Below are 22279 nucleotides of genomic sequence, written 5' to 3'. Positions count from 1 at the left end.
AAGTTTCACGAGGGGTGCCCCTGTGCGTCGGCGCCCCCGGGGGCCTTCGCGCCGGGGGCCGCCGGCCCGCGCCTCGGCCCCCGTACGGACGCGCCCTGGCCCTCGACCCCGTACGGACGCGGGCGGGCTACTCCCAGCGGAACAGGCGGGCCGCGGCGCCCAGCCCGAGCACCGCCCAGGCGGCCAGGACGCCCAGATCGGCCCACGGCACCCCCGCGCCCTGCTCCAGAACGGATCGCAGCCCGTCCGAGAGGGCCGAGATCGGCAGCAGCTCCAGGGCCGTACGGGCCGCGTCCGGGAACTTCTCCAGCGGCACGATCACCCCGCCGCCGACGAGCAGCAGCAGGAACACCAGGTTGGCGGCGGCCAGGGTCGCCTCCGCCTTGAGCGTCCCCGCCATCAGCAGGCCCAGGCCGGAGAAGGCCGCGGTGCCCAGCGCCAGGAGCGCGAGGACGGACAGCACGCCCGAGGGCGTACCACCGGCCGGGGACCAGCCCAGCGCCAGCGCGATCGCCGTCAGCAGGGCGACCTGGAGCACCTCGGTGACCAGCACCGACAGGGTCTTCGCGGTCATCAGCGCCCAGCGCGGCAGCGGCGAGGCGCCGAGCCGCTTGAGCACGCCGTAGCGCCGTTCGAAGCCGGTGGCGATGGCCTGGCCGGTGAAGGCCGTGGACATCACGGCGAGGGCCAGGACGCCGGGCGCGAGGAAGTCGACCGCCGCCCCTTCACCGGTGTCGACGATGTCGACCGTACTGAACAGCACCAGCAGCAGGGTCGGGATCACGACCGTGAGCAGGAGCTGTTCCCCGTTGCGCAGCAGCATCCGGGTCTCCAGGGCCGCCTGCGCCATGATCATGCGATGGACGGGGGCGGCCCCGGGGCGGGGCGTGAAAACCCCGCCGGAGCCGCCGGAGCCGCCGGGGCCGCCGGGGCCGCCGGGGCCGCCGGGGCCGCCGGAGCCGCCGGAGCCGCCGGGGCCGCCGGAGCCGCCGGAGCCCGTCCGGCCGGTGCCGGTGCCGATGGTGGTCATGCGCGCAGCTCCTTGCCGGTGAGCTCGAGAAAGACGTCCTCCAGGGTGTGGCGCTCGACCGAGATCCGGTCCGGCATCACCCCGTGCTGGGCGCACCAGGAGGTAACGGTGGCCAGGAGCTGCGGGTCCACCGTGCCGGTGACGCGGTAGCTGCCCGGGGTGAGCTCGACGGCCGCGCAGTCCGGCGGCAGCGCCTTGAGCAGGGAGACGACGTCCAGGCCGGGCCGCCCGGTGAAGCGCAGGGTGTTCTCGGCGCCGCCGCGGCACAGCTCCTCGGGGCTGTCCTGGGCGACGACCCGGCCGCCGTCGATGATCGCGACATCGTCCGCGAGCTTCTCGGCCTCGTCCATGAAGTGGGTGGTGAGCACGACGGTCACGCCGTCCGCGCGCAGCTCGCGCACCAGGTCCCAGGTGGCGTGCCGGGCCTGGGGGTCCAGGCCGGCGGTGGGCTCGTCGAGGAAGACCAGCTCGGGGCGGCCGACGACGGCCATGGCGAGCGCGAGCCGCTGCTGCTGTCCGCCGGAGAGCCGGCGGTACGGCGTGCGGCCGCAGGAGCCCAGACCCAGCCGCTCGATCAGATGGCCGACGTTCACGGGGTGCGCGTGCAGGGAGGCGACATGGCACAGCATCTCTTCTGCGCGCGCCCCGGAGTAAACGCCTCCGGACTGGAGCATCACCCCGATCCGGGGTCGCAGCCGGGCGGCGTCGGCCACCGGGTCGAGGCCGAGCACGCGGACCGTGCCGGCGTCCGCGCCGCGGTAGCCCTCGCAGATCTCGACGGTGGTGGTCTTGCCGGCACCGTTCGGGCCGAGGACGGCGGTGACGGTGCCCGCCCGGACGGACAGATCGAGTCCGTCCACCGCGGTCTTCGGGCCGTACCGCTTGACCAGGCCCCGGACCTGGACGACGGGCTCGCTTCGCATGGCAGGCAGTCTACGAAGCCGCCGGTGACCCGTGCCGGGCCGCCCCTGGGGAGCGCCGGATTAGGTGACCCTTAGTGACTGAGCCCACCCAGGCCCCGGACGATCGTGGCTTGTTCCTCCCCGGCGAATTACGCAACAATGGCGTTGTGAAATACGTGAGCGAAGCGCCGGAGAGGGCGGTCGACCCGACCGCCCGGGCCGCTATGCCCGCCCACGACGAGCAGCGCAGCACGCGCAACAGGGTGGCCCGCTCCATCCTCGATCACGGCCCGTCGACCGCCGCCGAGCTCGCCCTGCGGCTGGAGCTCACCCAGGCCGCGGTCCGCCGCCATCTGGACTCGCTGGTGACCGAAGGCGTCGTCGAGCCCCGTGACCAGCGGATCTACGGCTCGCGCGGCCGCGGCCGCCCCGCGAAGGTCTTCGCCCTCACCGACTGCGGGCGGGACGCCTTCGACCAGGCCTACGACAAGCTGGCCGCCGACGCCCTGCGCTGGATCGCCCAGACGGCGGGCGGCGGCGAGATGGGGGAGGCCGCGGTCGCCGCCTTCGCCCGGGCCCGGCTGGCCGCCCAGGCCGAGACGTACCGCGAGGCCGTCGAGAGCGCCGACCCCGACCGCCGCACCGAGGCCCTGGCCAAGGCGTTGACCGCGGACGGGTACGCTGCTACGGCGCGCAGCGCACCGGTCGGCGAGCAGCTCTGCCAGCACCACTGTCCGGTCGCCCATGTCGCCGAGCAGTATCCGCAGCTGTGCGAGGCGGAGACCGAGGTCTTCTCACGGCTGCTCGGCACGCATGTGCAGCGACTGGCCACCATCGCTCATGGTGACGGGGTGTGCACCACCTTCATCCCCAGAAGCAAAAACCCCAGCGCCACCACCAAGACCACCACAGCATCCGCACGCACGGCCGGGAGGAACCCCGCATGACTCTCCCCACGGAGACCGCCCACCCTGAGCTCGAGGGCCTGGGCACGTACGAATACGGCTGGGCCGACTCCGACGTCGCCGGTGCCGCTGCCAAGCGCGGTCTCTCGGAGGAGGTCGTCCGCGACATCTCCGAGAAGAAGTCCGAGCCGGAGTGGATGCTGAAGCTGCGCCTCAAGGGCCTGAAGCTGTTCGGCAAGAAGCCCATGCCGAACTGGGGCTCCGACCTCTCCGGCATCGACTTCGACAACATCAAGTACTTCGTGCGCTCCACCGAGAAGCAGGCCGCTTCCTGGGAGGAGCTCCCGGAGGACATCAAGAACACCTACGACAAGCTGGGCATCCCCGAGGCCGAGAAGCAGCGCCTGGTCGCCGGTGTCGCCGCGCAGTACGAGTCGGAGGTCGTCTACCACCAGATCCGCGAGGACCTGGAGCAGCAGGGCGTCATCTTCCTCGACACCGACACCGCGCTCAAGGAGCACCCGGAGCTCTTCAAGGAGTACTTCGGCACGGTCATCCCGGCCGGTGACAACAAGTTCGCCGCGCTGAACACCGCCGTGTGGTCCGGCGGCTCCTTCATCTACGTGCCGAAGGGCGTGCACGTGGAGATCCCGCTCCAGGCCTACTTCCGGATCAACACCGAGAACATGGGCCAGTTCGAGCGGACGCTGATCATCGTCGACGAGGACGCGTACGTCCACTACGTCGAGGGCTGCACCGCGCCGATCTACAAGTCGGACTCGCTGCACTCCGCCGTCGTCGAGATCATCGTCAAGAAGGGCGCCCGCTGCCGTTACACGACCATCCAGAACTGGTCGAACAACGTCTACAACCTGGTCACCAAGCGCGCCGTGGCCTACGAGGGCGCGACCATGGAGTGGGTCGACGGCAACATCGGCTCCAAGGTCACCATGAAGTACCCGGCCGTCTACCTGATGGGCGAGCACGCCAAGGGCGAGACCCTGTCCATCGCCTTCGCGGGCGCCGGCCAGCACCAGGACGCCGGCGCCAAGATGGTCCACATGGCCCCCAACACCTCGTCGAACATCGTCTCCAAGTCGGTGGCGCGCGGTGGCGGCCGGACCTCCTACCGCGGTCTGATCGAGATCGGCGAGGGCGCCGAGGGCTCCAAGTCCAACGTGCTCTGCGACGCGCTGCTGGTCGACACGATCTCCCGCTCGGACACCTACCCCTATGTGGACGTCCGCGAGGACGACGTGTCCATGGGCCACGAGGCGACCGTCTCCAAGGTCAGCGACGACCAGCTCTTCTACCTGATGAGCCGCGGTCTGTCCGAGGACGAGGCCATGGCGATGATCGTGCGTGGCTTCGTGGAGCCGATCGCGCGCGAGCTGCCGATGGAGTACGCGCTGGAGCTCAACCGGCTGATCGAGCTGCAAATGGAGGGCTCGGTGGGCTGACGGCCCAGGCCGCACCCCCGTACCCCGCAGCACTGACGTCCGACGCAGAGAGAGAGCAACCCGACAGCCATGGCTGAGGCTCAGAACATTCCGGCGGGTTCCACCACCGCCGGGTCGATCGCGGTGGCCGCCGAGTCCACCGTCGCCACCCGCATGAGCGCGCCCCCGTCCTTCGACGTGGCGGACTTCCCCGTGCCGCACGGCCGCGAGGAGGAATGGCGGTTCACCCCGCTGGAGCGCCTCAAGGGCCTGCACGACGGCACCGCCGTCGCCGACGGCGCCGGGGTCAAGGTCGAGATCAACGCGCCCGAGGGCGTCACGGTCGAGACCGCCGGGCGCGACGACGCCCGGGTGGGCAAGGCCGGCGCCCCGGTGGACCGGGTCGCCGCGCAGGCCTTCACCTCCTTCGAGAAGGCCTCGGTCATCACCGTCGCCAAGGAGACCGTGCTGACCGAGCCGATCCGGATCTCGGTGCACGGCGAGGGCGGCACGGCCTTCGGCCACCAGGTCATCGAGCTCGGTGCCTTCGCCGAGGCCGTCGTGGTCATCGACCACACCGGTGACGCGGTGCTCGCCGCCAACGTCGACTACCTGCTGGGCGACGGCGCCAAGCTGACCGTCGTCTCCGTGCAGGACTGGGACGACACCGCCGTCCACGTCGGCCAGCACAACGCGCTGGTGGGCCGGGACGCCTCCTTCAAGTCCGTCGTCGTCACCTTCGGCGGCGACCTCGTGCGGCTCCACCCCCGGGTCAACTACACCGGCCCCGGCGGCGAGGCGGAGTTCTTCGGCCTGTACTTCACCGACAACGGCCAGCACCAGGAGCACCGCCTCTTCGTCGACCACAACACCCCGCACTGCCGCTCCAACGTGGTCTACAAGGGCGCGCTCCAGGGGCAGAACGCCCACGCGGTGTGGATCGGCGACGTGCTCATCCGCGCGGCCGCCGAGGGCACCGACACCTACGAGCTCAACCGGAACCTCGTCCTCACCGACGGCGCCCGGGTCGACTCGGTGCCCAACCTGGAGATCGAGACCGGCGAGATCGTCGGCGCCGGCCACGCCTCCGCCACCGGCCGCTTCGACGACGAGCAGCTCTTCTACCTGATGGCCCGCGGCATCTCCGCCGAGGACGCCCGCCGCCTGGTCGTCCGCGGCTTCTTCGCCGAGCTGGTCCAGCAGATCGGCCTGCCGGACGTCGAGGAGCGCCTGATCGCCAAGATCGAGGCCGAGCTGGAGGCGTCCGTCGCATGATCCCCGAGGCCACGTTCGTCCGCGTGTGCACGCTGGGCGAGCTCGAAGAGGACACCCCCAAGCGGGTCGAGATCGACGGTGTGCCGGTCTCCGTCGTGAACACCGAGGGCGAGGTGTTCGCGATCAACGACATCTGCTCGCACGCGAACGTCTCCCTGTCCGAGGGCGAGGTGGAGGACTGCTCCATCGAGTGCTGGCTGCACGGCTCCCGCTTCGACCTGCGTACCGGCGCCCCCTCCGGGCTGCCCGCGACGCGCCCCGTCCCCGTCTACCCCGTCAAGATCGAAGGGGACGGCCCAGATGCGTCTGTGCTCGTCTCCGTCACCCAGGAGTCCTGAGACACCCATGGCAACGCTTGAGATCCACGACCTGCACGTCTCCGTCGAGGCGGAGAACGGCCCCCGCGAGATCCTGCGCGGCGTCGACCTGACCGTGAAGCAGGGCGAGACCCACGCCATCATGGGCCCCAACGGCTCCGGCAAGTCCACCCTGGCGTACTCGCTGGCCGGCCACCCCAAGTACACGATCACCGGCGGCACCGTCACCCTCGACGGCGAGGACGTCCTGGAGATGTCCGTCGACGAGCGCGCCCGCGCCGGCGTCTTCCTCGCCATGCAGTACCCGGTCGAGGTCCCCGGCGTCTCGGTGAGCAACTTCCTGCGCACCTCCGCCACCGCCGTCCGCGGCGAGGCCCCCAAGCTGCGCACCTGGGTCAAGGAGGTCAAGGAGGCCATGGAGCGCCTCAACATGGACCCCTCCTTCGCCGAGCGCAACGTCAACGAGGGCTTCTCCGGCGGTGAGAAGAAGCGCCACGAGATCCTCCAGCTGGAGCTGCTCAAGCCGAAGATCGCGATCCTCGACGAGACCGACTCCGGCCTGGACGTCGACGCCCTGCGCATCGTCTCCGAGGGCGTCAACCGGGTCCGTGAGACCGGCGAGGTCGGCACCCTGCTGATCACCCACTACACCCGCATCCTGCGGTACATCAAGCCCGACCACGTCCACGTCTTCGCGGCCGGCCGCATCGCCGAGTCCGGCGGCCCCGAGCTCGCCGACAAGCTGGAGAACGAGGGCTACGAGGCCTATGTGAAGGGCGGCGCATCCGAGTGACTGGTGCCCACCAGGGGCTCCTCCCCGGCCTCCTCGACACCGAGGCGATCCGCAAGGACTTCCCGATCCTGGACCGCCTGGTCCACGACGGGAAGAGGATCGTGTACCTGGACAACGCGGCGACCTCCCAGAAGCCGCGCCAGGTGCTCGACGCGCTGAGCGCGTACTACGAGCGGTACAACGCCAATGTCCACCGTGGCGTGCACGTGCTCGCCGAGGAGGCCACCGCGCTGTACGAGGGCGCCCGCGACAAGGTCGCCGCCTTCATCAACGCGCCCAGCCGTGACGAGGTCATCTTCACCAAGAACGCCTCGGAGTCGCTCAACCTCGTCGCCAACATGCTCGGCTGGGCCGATGAGCCCTACCGCGTGGACCGCGAGACCGAGATCGTCATCACCGAGATGGAGCACCACTCCAACATCGTGCCGTGGCAGCTGCTGGCGCAGCGCACCGGAGCGAAGCTGAAGTGGTTCGGCCTCACCGACGACGGCCGCCTCGACCTGTCGAACATCGACCAGGTCATCACCGAGAAGACCAAGGTCGTCTCGTTCGTGCTGGTCTCCAACATCCTCGGCACGGTCAACCCCGTCGAGGAGATAGTCCGCCGGGCCCAGGAGGTCGGCGCGCTGGTCGTCGTCGACGCCTCGCAGGCCGCCCCGCACATGGTGCTCGACGTCCAGGCGCTCGGCGCCGACTTCGTGGCCTTCACCGGCCACAAGATGTGCGCGCCCACCGGCATCGGGGTGCTGTGGGGCCGGCACGAGCTGCTCGAGGACCTGCCGCCGTTCCTCGGCGGCGGCGAGATGATCGAGACCGTCTCGATGAGCTCCTCGACGTACGCGCCCGCGCCGCACAAGTTCGAGGCCGGCACGCCGCCGATCGCCCAGGCCGTGGGCCTCGGCGCGGCGGTGGACTATCTGTCGGCGATCGGCATGGACCGGATCGCCGCGCACGAGCACGCGATCACCGAGTACGCCGTACGCCGTCTCCGCGAGGTCCCCGACCTGCGGATCATCGGCCCCACCACGGCCGAGGAGCGCGGCGCCGCGATTTCCTTCACCCTGGGAGACATCCACCCGCACGACGTGGGCCAGGTCCTCGACGAGCAGGGCATCGCCGTACGGGTCGGCCACCACTGCGCGCGGCCGGTCTGCCTGCGGTACGGAATTCCGGCGACGACGCGAGCGTCGTTCTATCTGTACTCCACGCCCGCCGAGGTCGACGCCTTGGTGGACGGCCTGGAGCACGTACGGAACTTCTTCGGCTGAGGGTTGGGTTGGACTCGTGAAGCTTGATTCGATGTACCAGGACGTGATCCTGGACCACTACAAGCACCCCCACGGGCGCGGGCTGCGCGACGGCGACGCCGAAGTGCACCATGTGAACCCGACCTGCGGCGACGAGATCACGCTCCGGGTCCGCATGGCGGGCGAGACGATCGAGGACGTCTCCTACGAGGGCCAGGGCTGTTCGATCAGCCAGGCCAGCGCGTCCGTCCTCAACGACCTGCTGGTCGGCAAGGAGCTGTCCGAGGCGCGCCGGATTCAGGAGACCTTCCTGGAGCTGATGCAGTCCAAGGGCCGGCTCGAGCCCGACGACGCGATGGAGGAGGTGCTGGAGGACGCCGTGGCGTTCGCCGGTGTCTCCAAGTACCCGGCGCGGGTGAAGTGCGCCCTGCTGAGCTGGATGGCCTGGAAGGACGCCACCGCCCAGGCGCTGGGCGAGGGCGCTGAGAGGAAGACCGCATGAGCGAGAACGCCGAGAACGCGGCGGCCCCCGACACGGGGGAGAACGTCGTGACCACCACCAAGCCGGCCAGCGAGGAGGAGGTCCGCGAGGCGCTGTACGACGTGGTCGACCCCGAGCTGGGCATCGACGTCGTCAACCTGGGCCTCGTCTACGGCATTCACGTCGACGACGCCAATATCGCCACCCTCGACATGACGCTGACGTCCGCGGCCTGCCCGCTGACCGACGTCATCGAGGACCAGGCGAAGTCCGCCACGGAGGGCATCGTCAACGAGCTGCGGATCAACTGGGTCTGGATGCCGCCGTGGGGCCCCGACAAGATCACGGACGAGGGCCGCGAGCAGCTCCGCGCGCTGGGCTTCAACGTCTGAGTCGTCGGAGTCGTCTCGGGCGTTTCAGCCGCCCGAGCCGCGACGTGTGACGGCCTCTCCCACCCCCTGGGGCGGGAGAGGCCGTCGTGCTTTGCGGTGGGCGCGGCGCGGGCAGACTGCCGGCATGGCCCTTTCGCTCTACCAGATCGCCGTCGACGCCCGCGATCCCCGCGCCCTCGCCCGCTTCTGGTGCCGGGCGCTGGACTGGCAGGTGCTGTTCGAGGACCCGGAGGAGGTCGTCATCGGCCCCGACCAGGGCACCTGGCCCGGCATCGTCTTCCTGGCCGTCCCGGAGGGCAAGACGGTCAAGAACCGCCTCCATCTCGACTTCAGCCCCGACGACCGCGACGCGGAGGTGGCACGCCTCCTCGCGCTGGGCGCCCGCCGGGCGGACGTGGGACAGGGCGAGGACGTGACGTGGGTCGTCCTGGCGGACCCGGAGGGCAACGAGTTCTGTGTGCTCAGCCCCAAGGCGTCCCTGGTGGAGTGAGGCGCCGCCCCCGCGGCCGTACGGGGTGATCGGCCCGGGGCCCGCGACCGTACGGGGGCCGGTTCGCCTGGTGGCGCGGCCGTACGGAGGCCGGTTGGCCTGGGCGCCCCCCGGCCGGTTAGCGTTTGGCCATGACCGAAACGACTGCTCCTCGTACCACCGGCGCCGCGGCGGCCGGACTCGCCACCATCGCCGCCGACGGAACCGTCCTCGACACCTGGTTCCCCGCCCCCGAGCTCGTGGCCGAGGCGGGCCCCGCCGGCACCGAGCGGCTGAGCGCCGAGCGGGCCGCGGAACTGCTGGGCGAGAACGCCCCCCGGGCCCTCGGCCCGGACCCGCGCCGCGGCGTCGAGGTGGTCGCCGTCCGTACGGTCATCGCCTCGCTCGACGACAAGCCGCTGGACGCGCACGACACCTATCTGCGTCTGCACCTGCTCAGCCACCGTCTGGTCAAGCCGCACGGCCAGAACCTCGACGGCATCTTCGGGCTGCTCGCCAACGTGGCCTGGACGAACCTCGGGCCGGTCGCCCCCGACGAGGTCGAGAAGGTGCGCCTCGCCGCTCGCGCCGAGGGCCTGAACCTCACGGTGACCAGCATCGACAAGTTCCCGCGGATGACGGACTACGTCGCCCCCAGCGGCGTGCGCATCGGTGACGCCGACCGCGTCCGCCTCGGCGCGCACCTCGCCGCGGGCACCACGGTCATGCACGAGGGCTTCGTCAACTTCAACGCCGGCACCCTGGGCACCTCCATGGTCGAGGGCCGCATCAGCGCGGGCGTCGTCGTCGGCGACGGCTCGGACATCGGCGGCGGCGCCTCGATCATGGGCACCCTGTCCGGCGGCGGCAAGCAGGTCGTCTCCATCGGCGAGCGCTGCCTGCTCGGCGCCCAGGCCGGCATCGGCATCGCCCTCGGCGACGACTGCGTGGTCGAGGCCGGCCTGTACGTCACCGCGGGCACCCGGGTCACCCTGCCCGACGGCCAGATCGTCAAGGCGCTGGAGCTCTCCGGGGCCCACAACCTGCTCTTCCGCCGCAACTCGACGACCGGCACGGTCGAGGCCCTCCAGCGCTCCGGCTCCTGGGGCGGCCTCAACGAGGCGCTGCACAGCCACAACTGAGCCACCGGGCGCGCGCTCTGGCGCGCCTACGGGGGACCGGCCGGGCCGGGCCGCCTCAGCGGCCCGGGCCGTCGGCGAGGTGCGTGTACGTCGCCAGCAGCGCGTCGGCCGTGGCCGCGTCGGCGGCGAGCAGGGGCGGGCGCACCGGCCCCGCCGGCAGGTCCAGCGCGTTCAGCAGCGCCTTGGCCGTCACCGCCCCCGGCAGCCCGCCCGCCATCATCGGCTCGGCGAGGCGCAGCGAGTCCTGGTGCGCCCGGGCGGCCGCCGCGGTGTCCCCCCGGTCGAACGCGTCCAGTACGGAGCGAAGGAGCGCCCCCGCGGCATTGGCGACCGTACTGATGTAGCCGGCGCCGCCGATCGCGTACAGCGGCAGGTTGAACTCCTCGCAGCCGGAGTAGTACGCGAGATCCGTGTCCCGGATGACCCGCGCGCTGCCCAACAGGTCGTAGGCGCAGTCCTTCACCCCCACGACGCGCGGGTGTTCCGCGAGCCGCAGCATGGTGTCGGGCTCGATACGGGCGCCCGTACGGCCGGGAATGTCGTACAGCAGCACCGGCACGCCCACCGCGTCCGCGACCGTACGGAAGTGCGCCTCGATCGCCTCCTGCGGCGGACGGCTGTAGTACGGCGTGACGACCAGCAGGCCGTGAGCCCCCGCCTCCTCGGCGGCACGGGCCTGGGCCAGCGTGCGCGCGGTGTCGTTCGAGCCCACGCCGACGACGACCCGCGCCCGGTCGCCCACCGCCTCCAGCACGGCCCGCGTCAGCCGCACCTGCTCGTCGTGGCCGAGGGTCGGTGACTCTCCCGTGGTGCCGCTGAGCACCAGTCCGTCGCAGCCGCCGTTCGACACCAGGTGATCGGCCAGCCGCTGGGCGCCGTCGGGATCGAGCGAACCGTCGGCGGTGAACGGGGTGACCATGGCGCACAGGGCGCGGCCGAAGGGCGAGTGGGAGCGGGAGGTCATGATCCCCACCTTTGCGGAAGAGAAGGGCGGCTCAGGACAGGTTTCCGATCACGGAGTCTGGCGCCGCCCACTCCATAGGACAACGTAAATGTTCTTCGATGTCCGTTCAGCTCCGCTACACGATGCCGGCGCCGGCGACACTGACGGCGCCCCAGTGCCAATCGCCGCCCGCTGTCGCCTGCTGTCGCCCGCTGTGGCCCGCCGCCACGGCGCGCCGAGGCGAGAGCAGTACTGCGGATGCCGCGCGGCATCCGCAGTACTGCGAGGCGAGATCCTACGGGCGGAAGCGCAGCACCTGCGGGTCGTGGTCGCTCGCCTGGTCGAAGAACTCCGCGTTGATGTGCACGATGTCGTAGTCCGCGCGGCGGATGCCCGGGCTGGTCAGCATGTGGTCCAGCACCTGGGAGTTGCCGTTGAAGACATAGCCGTACTGCTCGCCGCGGGGCAGCAGATCCACCTGGTCCGTCAGCACCCGGCCCGCGGTGAGCGCCTTGACGGCCGGCGAGAAGCCGAAGTCGTTGAGGTCGCCCGCGACGACGACCTTCGCCTTGCGGTCGATCTCCAGCAGCGACTTCACCCAGGTGTTGACGATGGTGGCCTGGGCCACCCGCTGGGTCTCGGAGGGCCGCGCCGGGGGCTGGAAGCGGCTGTCGAGCCCCTGGTCGCCCCCCTTGCTGTTGAAGTGGTTGGCGATGACGAAGACGGACTCGCCGCGGAAGGTGAACTCGCCGACCAGCGGCTTGCGGCTGGACTTCCACGCCTCGTTCGCCGGGTCGATCCGCCCGGGGCTCGCGCTGAGCGTCGCCCGGCCCCCGGAGGCCACCGGAACCGCGGCCGTCGTGGCGTTCCCGCCGGCGACGTCCTTGAAGGACACCCGCGCCGGGTTGTAGAGGAACGCGACCCGGATGTTGCCGCCCGGCTGGCCGCCGTCCTGGTCGTCCACGGGGTCGATCTGCCGCCACGCGTACGACGGGCCGCCCGCCGCGCCGATCGCCTCGGTGAGCTTCTTCAGCGTGGCCTCGGCCGACACCACCGCGTCGTTGGCCGGGCCGTTGTCGTCCTGGACCTCCTCCAGGGCGATGACGTCCGGGGAGGCGAGGTTGGTGACGATCGCCTGTGCGAGCCGGTCGAACTTGGCCGCGGAGTCCTTCGGGGAGAGGTTCTCCACGTTGTAGGTGGCGATGGACAGTTCACCGTCCGCCTGCCGGCGGGTGACCTCCCGGCGCAGCCCGTTGTCCCGGTGCGCGCCCAGGGTGGTCGCCTGGAGCTCGTAGCCGCCGAACTGGTCGTAGTCCAGCGGGCCGGCGGTGGCACCCGTGAGCCGGTCGCCGACATTCGCCTTCGGGAAGGGGCGCTCGGCGAAGGGGATGAGAGAGGCCACCTTCACCCGGCCTCCGTTCTGGTCGCCGTAGGACCCGTACAGCGCACCGCCGCGCACCGTACGGTTCTCGAACGGATCGGCCGTGACCCACAGCTCGTTGTGCTCGCTGGTCGCGCCCACCACCCGGGCGTCGGTCACCTGGACCCGCATGCCCTCCAGGGACTCGTAGCGGTCCAGGGCGTAGCGGTACGGACGCAGCCGCAGCCCCTCGATGCCGCCACCGCTGCCGGCCGCCGCAGCGCTCTCCTCGCCCTCGGGCGCGTACCGGTCGGGCACGGTGACGAAGGACAGCGGGAAGACCGCGGGCAGCGGGTTGCCCGACGACGTCACGGTCCACGTGGCCTTGGTGATCTGGGTGACGGACTGGCCGCCGCCGGACGCGCCGCCCGGGTAGTACTCGGCGACCGTGCCCGAGACGGTCACCGCGTCGCCGACGGCGACCTTCGGGGTCGTGGAGCCGGTGAAGACGAAGATGCCCTCACTGGTCGCCGCGTCGTGGTCCGGGGCGGTGTCCTGCAGCCAGAAGCCGCGCGAGGAGCCGAAGGCCCGGACGGCGGTCACGGTGCCGGGAACGTCGGTCACGGCCTTGCCCGCCAGCGGGGACACCCGCGTGGCGCCCTGGATGTCGTGGATGCGGACCGTAGCGGCGCTCGCCGGCTGCGGGGCGGCGAGCAGGCCGGCCGCCGCGGCGGCCGCGACAACGGTGGCAACGGCGGCAGGTCTGCGCAGGAGAGGGCGCCGGAAAAGGGCAGGCATCAGTACTCCGGAACGGGGTGAGGGGGGTGGAGAGAGATCTACGCGCGTCAATGTCGTGTGCGCGCCAGGGACTTGTCAAGGGATTGCCGGCATACAGCCGTTGACCGGTACATGAACCGGATGGGATGGGGTCATATCCGTCTAGGCTGGGGGCCGGCTTCGACGCGGCCGGGTGCCTCCCAACAGCCGGTCGCGCACGGAACGAGGCCACTGCCCGTACCGCACCCGTAGCGCCTCGCAGTCCCAAGGAGAACTCCCCCATGCCCGGAGACCGCATCACCATGCCGCCGGTGCGGCTGCCCTCCGACGCGCAGCTCGCCTCCGACGCGCTCTCCGCGCCCCTCTTCGCGCGCGCCGTACGGCTCGCGCGCTGGGCCGCCCCCGGGACACCCGTGGGCGCCGGCGGAGAACTGCTCCACGAGGGCCTGCGGGAGGCCGTGCGGCGGCTCGGCCTCGACGGCGACGAGAACGGCGAGGTGTACACGGCCGAGGCGTGGCGGCTGGCCGTCGACACAGGACTGGTGGAGATCGACGAGGACATCGACGGTGTCGCCGTGGGTGCCGGTGGCGGTGCCACGGATGCCGACGGCGGCGACGCGAGTACTGAGGGCGCCGCGAGCACCGGGGGCGCGGAGGGCGCTGGAGCCGCGGCGGGCGACCCGGGCGCGGCGGGCCCGCTGGGCGCCGACCTCGACGCCGCCGTCGGCCTGGCCTCCCCCGGCGAAGACCTCGCGCTCATCACCGGCGGCGCCCCCCTGGACGTCCTCGACATCTGGCTCGGCGGCCTGGAGGCCGTCTTCGCCGACGCCGCCACGCCCAACCTCGAGGACCTCGTCGACAGCCTCACCGACGACAGTCCTGACGGCGAGATCGACCTCGACGCGCTCGACTGGGACCCGGACGAGGAGGCCGACTTCCTCGACAGCGTCCTGGGCAACCTGTACCTGTTGACCGTACTGAACGAGGGCGCCGCCGAACGGGCCGTGCCGCTGCCCGCGCTCGCCGCCTCGGTCATCGTCCCCGACGACATGGAGCAGCCCACCGACGAGGTGCTCGAGCAGGTGTCCGAGGCGATGATGCGCCTCGACGACCAGTTCCGCCTCCTCGCCCCCATGGGGGTGATCGAGTACCAGCCGGTGGACGAGGCACTGATCGAGGAGCTCGAACAGCGCGCGGAAACCGGCCAGGCCGTCGACGACTCCGACGTCACCCGCTACGGCATGGTCCGGCTCACACCGCTCGGCACCTACGGCGTGCGGGCCCGGATGCTCGACGCGGGCATCGACGCGCCGGCCGTCGGCGACCTGGCGGAGAAGGGCGCCGACGTGCTGCTCGACGCCCTGCCCGGCCACCCCGAGACGGCGGCCAGGGCCGAGGTCGAGCAGTGGCTCGCCCGGCGCGACGCGGCCAGTGCCGCCCGCGAGCTCCTCGCCGCCGGCCGCGGCGACGACGAGGGCGCGCCACTGCGCCGCCTCGGCGCCCAGCAGGCCCTCTCCCTGGTCGGGCCGGCCGCGGAACCGGCCGTCCGCGAGGTCCTCGACGACCGGCACCTGGGGGGCCTGGCCCGCGTCTGGCTCGCCGAGAACGGCGCGAGCGACATCCCGGAACCTTCCGAGGAGATGGTCTTCTGGCTGACCGTCGACACCATCGCGGCGCAGCTCGCGGCCGACGGCGACTCCGAGGAGCTGGAGGCGCTGGTCGAGGGGCTCGTCGAGCAGCACAACGGCTTCTTCGACACGGCCTGGAAGGTGGACCACCCGGCCACGGCCGACGTCCTGGAGGCCATGGGCCGGCTGCACACCGACCGCAAGCTCGCCAAGGACGCCCGCAAGGCGGCCTTCAAGGCCCGCTCGCGCCCCCGGGTCTGATCCCGGCACCGTCCGGCTCCGACGCTCGACCCGGTGAATCCTCCGCCCGAAGACGTGTCGCGTTCATGCCCTGTTGGGCCGGGCGGGGGACGGTGGATGCTGCGTGCCATGGCAGCGAACCGGCCACCGAGGAGATGACGATGCCGATCAGCCGCAGAGAGTTCGCCAGACGGTCCGCCCGCACCGGCGCCGGGGTCGCCCTGGTCGGCAGCGTCGGTGTGCTGGCGAGCGCTCCCGGGGCGCTCGCCGCGGGGGGGGGGGGGGGGGGGGGGGGGGGGGGGGGGGGGGGGGGGGGGGGGGGCGGCGAGCGGCCCGGCCGGCGGCGTGGGCCTCTCCGGCGGCCCAGGAGGCGCGGAGAGCGCCGACGGCGCCGTACGGGGCCCGGACCGCCCCGCGCCCGGCTACGGGCCCCTGGTGCCCGATCCCCGAGGCATTCTGGCCCTGCCGCGCGGCTTCTCCTACCGCGTCATCACGCGCGCCGGCGTCACCCGGCTGGAATCGGGCGAGTTCACCCCCGCCAAGCACGACGGCACGGCCGCCTTCCCCGGCGCGCGCGGCGTGACCCTGCTGGTCAACAACCACGAGCTCAAGGGCGCCCGCTCCCAGTGGCAGCACCCCGTCCCGGCCGCCGAGGGCCTCGTCTACGACCCGGCCGCCGCCGGCGGCTGCACGGTCGTCGAGGTGCACCGGCACGGCCAGACCGCCGAGTGGGTCGGCATCGCCGGCACCTCCACCAACTGCGCGGGCGGCGCCACCCCGTGGGGCACCTGGCTCACCTGCGAGGAAAACTCCGACCGGGCCGGCGAGAACGGCATGACCCGGGACCACGGCTATGTGTTCGAGGTGGACCCGTACGACCGCCGCGCCAACCGCGATCCCCGGCCCATCGCCGCGCTCGGCCGCTACGACCACGAGGCCGTCGTCGTCGACCTCAAACGAGGCCACCTGTACCTCACCGAGGACGCCTCGGGGCCCAACGGCCTGCTCTACCGCTGGACCCCGCCCCCCGGCTTCCGGCACGGCCGGGGAAAGCTCCGCCGGCTCGCCGACGACGCCGGAGTCCTCCAGGCGCCCCGGTGCCACGACTCCGGCGGCCGGTTCGTCGACGACCTCTCCCGTGCCACCAGAACCGGCACCGTCTACGGCGTCGACTGGGTCGACGTCCCGGACCGCCACGCCCGCACCGTGCCGGTCCGCAAACAGTTCGCCGACGGCGCCGTCACCCGGGCCCGCAAGCTCGAAGGCATGTGGTGGGGCGACGGCGGGGCCTACATCGTCTCCAGCTACGCCCGTACGGAGAGCCCCGGCGCCGCCCACGACGGACAGGTGTGGTTCTACGACCCGCGCCGCCGCACTCTCACCCTCACCGTCCGGCTGGCCGTCAACACCGCTCCCGGTGAGAACGGCTCGTTCGACGGACCCGACAACATCACCGTCTCCCCGTACGGAGGACTGCTGATCGCGGAGGACGGTGACGGCCTCCAACACCTGTTCGGCGCGACCGACGACGGACAGACCTACCCGATCGCCCGCAACGAGCTGAACATCGGCACGGCCGAGAAGCCCCAGTACGGCGAGTTCACCGGCGTCGTCTTCGCCCCCGACGGGCGGACCCTGTACGCCAACATCCAGGAGCCGGGCCTCATGGTGGCCATCACCGGCCCCTGGCGCCGCTGCCCCGGCCCGGCGACGCCCGACCGGGACTGAGCGCCCCCCCGTCGTGCCGCCGCGCCGTACGGGGGGCCTGGCTCGGCCCGTACGGGCTCACCCGGCGACGGGCGCCATCTCCAGGAACGCCGTACTGCCCTCCGCGTCCGCGTACACCGTGACCGAGGAGCACAGATAGCGGGCCAGCCACAGGCCGTCCCCCGGCACCGGATCGACCGCCGGGGGCAGGCAGCCGGGGTGCGCGCCGGGCAGCCGGGCCTCGGGCGCCCGCACCTCGCAGCTGAGGGTCTCCGCGTCGACCCACAGCCGCAGCCGGACCCGGCCGTCGCCCGACTCCGCGAGGTGCCCGGCCGCCTCCGACACCGCGGCCGACAGTTCTGTCGCCCGATCCGCGCCCGCCGCCCCGGCCCGGGCCGTCGTCCACGTCTCCACGAACCTCCGAACGGCCGACAGATCGCGCGTCAGCGGCAGGATCGCGTCCGGACGGCGCGCGGGCAGCACCGGCGGCCGCGGCACGGCGAAGGCCGCCGGCCCCAGATACTCCTCCGAGGCCCGCGTCCGGCGCCCCTCCAGGCACGACGGATGGGTGCGCCGGGCGTCGGCTACCACGTCGTCGGGCAGCACCCGGCTGTCGTACGGGCAGACGATCCAGGCCGCTGCTTCGGCGAACGTGATGTTCGCCAGCGCCTCGTAGTCCTTCCACTCGCGCACCCGGCGCGGCTCCCGGCCCTGCCAGACGACCTCCCCGAGCACCCGGATGCGACCGGGCCCCGGGTGCTCCCGGATGCGGTGGTGGAAGTCGATGGTGGTCCGCCCCGGAGCCCGGTACCAGCCGGTGTTCTCGATGAACTCCACGGACGCGCAGTCGGCGACCGTCGCGCGCAGCAGGGCGATGTTGTGCGCGGTGGTCACCGCGATGACCGGCACGTCGTCCGCGAGCCCCTCGTCGATGAAGGGCACGGCCATCGCGAGGAACTCGGCGTCGGAGCCGTAGATGCACGCCTGGTGCACCAAGGCGGCGCGCTGACCGGTCACCCGCTGCTCCTCTCCTCGATGAGAAGGGTCGGAAGACGGTCCCAGCCGTAGATCCGCAGCGTGGCGCGGATGAGGGGAGCGGGGGAGTGCAGAACCACCCGATGACCGTTCGGGAACGCCTCCGCGGTCTGAACCATCAACCGTACTGCCGCCACGTCCGCGTACCGCAGCTCGTCGAGTTCGAGGTGGAAGCTCTCACCCGGATGGAACGCGGCCACCAGCGCCGCCGCGAACTCCTCGATGTTCGTACGGTCGATCTCACCCCCCAGGCGCAGGCCCCGGCGGTCCGCCAGCCGGATCACCCGCAGCAGGGGCTCGCGGTGGTGCGCGTGCCGGGCGTCGAGGACGGCCGGGTGGGCACGCCGGACCGCCGTCATCCGCTCGGGTTCGGTGCCGCGCTGGTCGTAGTGGCAGATCATCGCCAGTTCTGCCAACTCGCCCCCGGACATGGCCGTACTGATCCACTGCTCGACATCGGTCAGGCTCTCGGGCCGGGTGCCACCGTCGACCCTGTCGGCCCCGGACGCCGTGGATGCCGTGGACTCCGACTCCGCAGCCGTCCGGGAGGCGGTGGCCGGTACCGCGACACACACCCGCAGCCCGAGGTAGCCGGTGCCCCGGGCCACCTCGCACTCGCTCAGCAGCGCGGCGAGCACCTTCTCGGCGTCGTACCGCCCACCACAGGCGGTGGGCCAGCCGGCGAGATCGGAACGGACGGCGAGCTGACCACGGGTCACCAGGGCGCCGACCTCCTGCCGCGACACCGCCAGCAGTTCTGAGAGCCGGTCCGCCACCTGCCCCGCCTGCCCCGCCGCGCCGTCGCCCGCCGTGCCCTGCCCGCATACGTAAATGATCTTCTCGCCGTGTTCCAGGGCCGTGGTCAGATGCACCGGGAGCAGCCGTACGGCGTCCTCCGGGCGACCGTAGGGCACACACACGTGCTGACCACGGCGCACCGAGAACCCCGACGTCAACGCTCTGGTCATGAACCCTCCCCCGGGCAGCGGGCCAGCACACGGTGGACGCCGTCCGCCGGGGCGAAGCCGCCACCCCGGCGGAACGCCGCCCGGTACGCCGTCTCGCCCAGCGCGGCACGCGTACGGGCCTCCGCCGCCCGGGAGTCGGACAGCAACTGCGGAGTGCCGTACAGCCGCCCGCCGGACTCCCGCCACACCCGGTCCGCCGCGCCGAGGAGGAACGCCGCCCGGTCGTGCCGGCCCTGCCGGGAGGCGATCCAGCCGAGCAGCTCCAGCGCCAGACCCGTGCCCAGCGGGTCCCGCAGCCGCGCACGCGTCTCCAGGGCGCGCAGGGCCAGCCGTTGGGCCTCCTCGGGGCGGCCCAGCTTCCACAGGGCGAGCGCGTGGACGTCCTGCGCCCTGGCGTGGTACCAGAGCTCGCCGGACTCCACACAGCGCCGGTCGGACTCCTCGCACAGGGCCACCGCGCGGTGCAGGTCCCCGGTCGACGCGTCGGGGCGCAGACAGTGGTGCAGGGCGAGCCGAACCATCAGCTCCACCGCGCCGGAACGGTCGCCGACGGCCCGGTGGTAGGCGAGCGCCTCCTCGTACAGGCCCAGGGCGCGGCCGGGGTCGCGGGCCGCGGCGCCGACCCCGGCGGAGTGCTGGAGCGCGGAGCCGAGAGCCGCGGCGTAGCCGAGACGCTGGGCGAGCTCGGTGGAGTGGGCGAGCAGCCCGGCGGCAGTACTGTCGTCGCCCTGCAGGGCCGCGAGCCAGCCCGCCGTCCACAGGGCCTTGGCGCGCAGCGGTGTCGGCTCGGGGGCCGCGTCGAGCGCCCGTGCGAGCCAGTGGCGGCCTTCGGCGACGCGGCCCAGCGCCACCCAGACGGGGCCGAACGAGGCGGCCATGGACAGGCCGACGAACGCCTCACCGGGCGTGTCCAGGCTGTGGGCGAGCGCGGCGACGACATCCTGCCGGGACGACCGGAGCCGCGCGCACCAGTACGGCTGTTGCGCGCCCCGCCAGCCGGCCTCGCCGAGGGCGACGAGGCGCAGATGGTGATCGCGGTGGCGCCGCCGCAGCTCGCGCTCCTCGCCGAGGTGGCGTAACCACTCGCGGCCATAGGCCCGTACGGAGGCGCAGAGACGGTACCGCGGGCCGGGGGGAGGCGGACCGAGCCTCCCGGGGGTGCCGGCGGGTTCACCGCCCGGAGCGGCCCCGGTGCCGGTGGCTGGGTCCGCGCCGCCGTCCGGGCGGTCATGGTCCGCGGAACTGTCGTGGTCGGCGGAACCCTCGTGGCCGGCGCAAGCATCGTCGTCGGCGGGAGGCGCGAGGTCCGCGGGAGCCTCCTCGACGACGGACTTCTCGATCAAGGTGCGCAGCGGCCAGCCCACATCGGTGAGCGACCCTCCGGCGCACACGCTCTCGGCCGCTTCCAGATCGAACGAACCGGAGAACACCGACAGCCGCGCCCACAGCAGACGTTCGACCGGTGTGCACAGCTCGTGGCTCCAGCCGATGGCCGTACGGAGGCCGCGGTGGTGCGCCGGACCCGGGCGGTCGGGCAGGTGCAGCAGATCCAGGTGGTCGTCCAGCCGGTCGACGAGATGGGCGAGCGGCCACCGGCGCAGAGCCCCGGCGGCCAGGTCGAGGGCGAGTGGAATCCCGTCGAGGCCGCGGCACAGCCGTGCGACGAGGGCGTGCTCCGAGGGTCTCGGCATCCGTTCGGGCGCGACGGCCCGCACCCGGTCGAGGAACAGCCGTGCGGCGTCGCTGTGCGGCCCGGAGCCCTCCTGTACCGCCTCGTCGTCCCCCTGGCCCGCCACGGGGTTCTTCGGAGCCGTTACGGGGCCCTCCCGCGGCGGCCCGCCGTCCTCCTCGGCCGCTCCGGCCGGTGGGGCCCCGGCCGCCCCGGGGACGGGCGGCCTCCTCGGCGGGCCGGGTCGCGTGGCCAGGGGCCGCAGGGCCAACACGCGCTCCTCGTCGACACCGAACGGCCGGCGGCTGGTGGCCAGCACCCGCAGCCCGGGCAGCGCGTCCAGCAGGGCGACCAGATGGAGCGCGCACCGCGTCGCCAGGTGCTCGCAGTTGTCGAGCAGCAGGAGGGTTCCGTGGTGGGCCGAGGCCGGACGGACCGGGGGGTCGGCCCCGGCGGGCGGCCAGAGCGCGCCGCCGCCCGCCTCGGGGCCAACCTCGGGCTTCCGCGGACCCTCTGATTCCAGGGTGGCCCACAGGGCGGGGAAGAGGAGGTCCGGGTCGCGCAGTACGGCGAGATCGAGATACCGCACGTCGAGACCCTGCTCCCGCCGCATGCGCGCCGCGGTGTGCGCGGCGAGACGGGACTTGCCCACGCCCGGAGGGCCGGTCACGGTGACCAGAGGAGCGGCGCGGAGCATGCGTCGGATCTCGCCCGGCTCGTACGGCCGGCCGATCATTCGTCCCCGCTGCGGCGGGAGGGCCCCGAGGGGACGGTTCCGATCGCTGTCCATCGTGCACCTTGGCGTCAACAACAGTCCGGCGCTGTGAAGCTACGCCGCGTGACCGTACTGTCGCAATGCATCCCGGCGCCTTTCCACTCCTGCGAGGGGCCTGGGGATCACAGGGCCTTGCCCGCGGGCTTGACCATTTCGCGCACCGTACGGGCGTTCAGGTACTCGCCCATGGCCGTCATCTCCCACTCGCCGGAGTACTGCCGAATCAATTTGCACATGAATACGGCCGTCCGCGGCTCGGCCTGAGTGAGGTCGAAGCGGACCAGCTCCTGGCCGGTGGCGGCGTCGAGCAGTCGGCAGTACGCCTTCGCCACATCGGTGAACTTCTGTCCGGAGAAGGAGTTCACGGTGAAGACCAGGCCGGTGACCTGCGGAGGCAGATTGCCCAGATGCACCGTGATGCTCTCGTCGTCGCCGCTGCCCTCGCCGGTGAGGTTGTCGCCCGAGTGCTGGATGACGCCACCGAGGATCATGAGTTTGCCGAAGTAACAGGCGTCGATCATCTTGCGGTCGGGGCCGTAGGCGATGACGGACGCGTCCAGGTCGATGTCCTTGGCGCGATAGGCGGGTTCCCAGCCGAGTCCCATCCTGACGGACGTCAGCAGCGGCCGACCGCCCTTGACCAGGGACACCGTCTGGTTCTTCTGCAGGCTCACCCGGCCCTTGTCCAGGTTCACCTTGCCGCTGGAGGGCGCGAGGGGTGCGGAGGGCGGCGCGGTGGCGGGGGCGGCTGCCGGCCGGGCGGCCGCCGGCGGCCCGCCCCGCGC

The 22279-nt window shown here is 72.4% G+C and carries 19 protein-coding genes and 1 pseudogene; 12 read left to right on the top strand and 8 right to left on the bottom strand.

The window, feature by feature from the left end:
* Window positions 1-127: 127 nt before the first annotated feature.
* Both ACSNOD_RS02690 and ACSNOD_RS02685 read right to left on the bottom strand, forming a co-directional pair.
* Window positions 128-856, bottom strand: a complete 729-nt coding sequence (locus ACSNOD_RS02690; protein ID WP_436765088.1) for an ABC transporter permease — start codon at window positions 854-856, stop codon at window positions 128-130.
* Between the two features lie 170 nt (window positions 857-1026).
* Complete coding sequence (locus ACSNOD_RS02685) at window positions 1027-1953, bottom strand: ABC transporter ATP-binding protein (protein WP_436765067.1); 927 nt, start codon at window positions 1951-1953, stop codon at window positions 1027-1029.
* A gap of 203 nt (window positions 1954-2156) precedes the next feature.
* Here ACSNOD_RS02685 and ACSNOD_RS02680 point away from each other — a divergent pair, with 203 nt between their 5' ends.
* The 10 genes from ACSNOD_RS02680 (at window position 2157) to dapD (ending at window position 10392) form a co-directional block, all read left to right on the top strand.
* Entirely contained in the window at window positions 2157-2879 is a 723-nt protein-coding gene (locus ACSNOD_RS02680) for a helix-turn-helix transcriptional regulator (protein ID WP_436765087.1), read from the top strand.
* Window positions 2876-4297 carry a Fe-S cluster assembly protein SufB gene (gene sufB / locus ACSNOD_RS02675; protein ID WP_436765066.1) on the top strand — a complete coding sequence of 474 codons (1422 nt, stop codon included), beginning with the start codon at window positions 2876-2878 and terminating at the stop codon, window positions 4295-4297. Before ACSNOD_RS02680 ends, sufB begins: the two co-directional genes overlap by 4 nt.
* A gap of 69 nt (window positions 4298-4366) precedes the next feature.
* Entirely contained in the window at window positions 4367-5551 is a 1185-nt protein-coding gene (gene sufD, locus ACSNOD_RS02670; protein WP_436765065.1) for a Fe-S cluster assembly protein SufD, read from the top strand.
* On the top strand, window positions 5548-5889 hold the full coding sequence (locus tag ACSNOD_RS02665) for a non-heme iron oxygenase ferredoxin subunit (RefSeq protein WP_436765064.1): 342 nt from the start codon (window positions 5548-5550) through the stop codon (window positions 5887-5889). The genes sufD and ACSNOD_RS02665 overlap by 4 nt, the downstream gene beginning before the upstream one ends.
* A 7-nt stretch (window positions 5890-5896) precedes the next feature.
* Window positions 5897-6661 (top strand): Fe-S cluster assembly ATPase SufC, encoded by a 765-nt coding sequence (sufC, locus tag ACSNOD_RS02660; protein ID WP_436765063.1) that lies wholly within the window; start codon window positions 5897-5899, stop codon window positions 6659-6661.
* Window positions 6658-7929 carry a cysteine desulfurase gene (locus ACSNOD_RS02655; protein WP_436765062.1) on the top strand — a complete coding sequence of 424 codons (1272 nt, stop codon included), beginning with the start codon at window positions 6658-6660 and terminating at the stop codon, window positions 7927-7929. The genes sufC and ACSNOD_RS02655 overlap by 4 nt, the downstream gene beginning before the upstream one ends.
* 16 nt (window positions 7930-7945) lie before the next feature.
* Window positions 7946-8410: a Fe-S cluster assembly sulfur transfer protein SufU gene (gene sufU, locus ACSNOD_RS02650; RefSeq protein WP_436765061.1), complete on the top strand. Its 465-nt coding sequence runs from the start codon at window positions 7946-7948 to the stop codon at window positions 8408-8410.
* Window positions 8407-8781, top strand: a complete 375-nt coding sequence (locus ACSNOD_RS02645) for a metal-sulfur cluster assembly factor (RefSeq protein WP_436765060.1) — start codon at window positions 8407-8409, stop codon at window positions 8779-8781. Before sufU ends, ACSNOD_RS02645 begins: the two co-directional genes overlap by 4 nt.
* A 124-nt stretch (window positions 8782-8905) precedes the next feature.
* Window positions 8906-9271, top strand: coding sequence for a VOC family protein (locus ACSNOD_RS02640; RefSeq protein WP_436765059.1), 366 nt, complete (start codon window positions 8906-8908; stop codon window positions 9269-9271).
* 131 nt (window positions 9272-9402) lie between these two features.
* Window positions 9403-10392, top strand: a complete 990-nt coding sequence (dapD, locus tag ACSNOD_RS02635; protein ID WP_436765058.1) for a 2,3,4,5-tetrahydropyridine-2,6-dicarboxylate N-succinyltransferase — start codon at window positions 9403-9405, stop codon at window positions 10390-10392.
* Window positions 10393-10447: 55 nt separating this feature from the next.
* Here the strand turns inward: dapD and dapA are convergent, their stop codons facing one another.
* Entirely contained in the window at window positions 10448-11356 is a 909-nt protein-coding gene (dapA, locus tag ACSNOD_RS02630) for a 4-hydroxy-tetrahydrodipicolinate synthase (RefSeq protein ID WP_436765057.1), read from the bottom strand.
* Window positions 11357-11630: 274 nt separating this feature from the next.
* A complete protein-coding gene (locus ACSNOD_RS02625; protein ID WP_436765056.1) occupies window positions 11631-13493 on the bottom strand; it encodes an endonuclease/exonuclease/phosphatase family protein in 1863 nt (620 codons plus the stop codon).
* A gap of 260 nt (window positions 13494-13753) precedes the next feature.
* Between ACSNOD_RS02625 and ACSNOD_RS02620 the strand changes: the two genes are divergently transcribed.
* Both ACSNOD_RS02620 and ACSNOD_RS02615 read left to right on the top strand, forming a co-directional pair.
* Window positions 13754-15361: a hypothetical protein gene (locus ACSNOD_RS02620; protein ID WP_436765055.1), complete on the top strand. Its 1608-nt coding sequence runs from the start codon at window positions 13754-13756 to the stop codon at window positions 15359-15361.
* Between the two features lie 140 nt (window positions 15362-15501).
* A pseudogene (locus ACSNOD_RS02615) lies at window positions 15502-17068 on the top strand (alkaline phosphatase PhoX).
* Window positions 17069-17125: 57 nt separating this feature from the next.
* Here the strand turns inward: ACSNOD_RS02615 and ACSNOD_RS02610 are convergent.
* The 4 genes from ACSNOD_RS02610 to ACSNOD_RS02595 all read right to left on the bottom strand — a co-directional run.
* Window positions 17126-18064, bottom strand: a complete 939-nt coding sequence (locus tag ACSNOD_RS02610) for an anti-sigma factor RsbA family regulatory protein (protein ID WP_436765054.1) — start codon at window positions 18062-18064, stop codon at window positions 17126-17128.
* On the bottom strand, window positions 18061-19050 hold the full coding sequence (locus tag ACSNOD_RS02605; protein WP_436765053.1) for an STAS domain-containing protein: 990 nt from the start codon (window positions 19048-19050) through the stop codon (window positions 18061-18063). The genes ACSNOD_RS02610 and ACSNOD_RS02605 overlap by 4 nt, the downstream gene beginning before the upstream one ends.
* Window positions 19047-21509 carry an ATP-binding protein gene (locus tag ACSNOD_RS02600; RefSeq protein WP_436765052.1) on the bottom strand — a complete coding sequence of 821 codons (2463 nt, stop codon included), beginning with the start codon at window positions 21507-21509 and terminating at the stop codon, window positions 19047-19049. The genes ACSNOD_RS02605 and ACSNOD_RS02600 overlap by 4 nt, the downstream gene beginning before the upstream one ends.
* Window positions 21510-21616: 107 nt before the next feature.
* Window positions 21617-22279, bottom strand: a 663-nt coding sequence (locus tag ACSNOD_RS02595) for a TerD family protein (RefSeq protein WP_436765051.1), incomplete at its 5' end; no start/stop codon positions are given.

Source organism: Streptomyces sp. URMC 123 (assembly GCF_051386515.1).
Classification (GTDB): Bacteria; Actinomycetota; Actinomycetes; order Streptomycetales; family Streptomycetaceae; genus Streptomyces.
This window is presented reverse-complemented; position numbering and strand designations above follow the sequence as displayed.

Bases quoted from the DNA above. Each gene is read 5' to 3' on its own strand.
- ACSNOD_RS02690 (WP_436765088.1), bottom strand. From the start codon at position 856: ATGATCATGGCGCAGGCGGCCCTGGAGACCCGGATGCTGCTGCGCAAC.
- ACSNOD_RS02685 (WP_436765067.1), bottom strand. From the start codon at position 1,953: ATGCGAAGCGAGCCCGTCGTCCAGGTCCGGGGCCTGGTCAAGCGGTAC.
- ACSNOD_RS02680 (WP_436765087.1), top strand. From the start codon at position 2,157: ATGCCCGCCCACGACGAGCAGCGCAGCACGCGCAACAGGGTGGCCCGC.
- sufB (WP_436765066.1), top strand. From the start codon at position 2,876: ATGACTCTCCCCACGGAGACCGCCCACCCTGAGCTCGAGGGCCTGGGC.
- sufD (WP_436765065.1), top strand. From the start codon at position 4,367: ATGGCTGAGGCTCAGAACATTCCGGCGGGTTCCACCACCGCCGGGTCG.
- ACSNOD_RS02665 (WP_436765064.1), top strand. From the start codon at position 5,548: ATGATCCCCGAGGCCACGTTCGTCCGCGTGTGCACGCTGGGCGAGCTC.
- sufC (WP_436765063.1), top strand. From the start codon at position 5,897: ATGGCAACGCTTGAGATCCACGACCTGCACGTCTCCGTCGAGGCGGAG.
- ACSNOD_RS02645 (WP_436765060.1), top strand. From the start codon at position 8,407: ATGAGCGAGAACGCCGAGAACGCGGCGGCCCCCGACACGGGGGAGAAC.
- ACSNOD_RS02640 (WP_436765059.1), top strand. From the start codon at position 8,906: ATGGCCCTTTCGCTCTACCAGATCGCCGTCGACGCCCGCGATCCCCGC.
- dapD (WP_436765058.1), top strand. From the start codon at position 9,403: ATGACCGAAACGACTGCTCCTCGTACCACCGGCGCCGCGGCGGCCGGA.
- dapA (WP_436765057.1), bottom strand. From the start codon at position 11,356: ATGACCTCCCGCTCCCACTCGCCCTTCGGCCGCGCCCTGTGCGCCATG.
- ACSNOD_RS02625 (WP_436765056.1), bottom strand. From the start codon at position 13,493: ATGCCTGCCCTTTTCCGGCGCCCTCTCCTGCGCAGACCTGCCGCCGTT.
- ACSNOD_RS02620 (WP_436765055.1), top strand. From the start codon at position 13,754: ATGCCCGGAGACCGCATCACCATGCCGCCGGTGCGGCTGCCCTCCGAC.
- ACSNOD_RS02605 (WP_436765053.1), bottom strand. From the start codon at position 19,050: ATGACCAGAGCGTTGACGTCGGGGTTCTCGGTGCGCCGTGGTCAGCAC.
- ACSNOD_RS02600 (WP_436765052.1), bottom strand. From the start codon at position 21,509: ATGGACAGCGATCGGAACCGTCCCCTCGGGGCCCTCCCGCCGCAGCGG.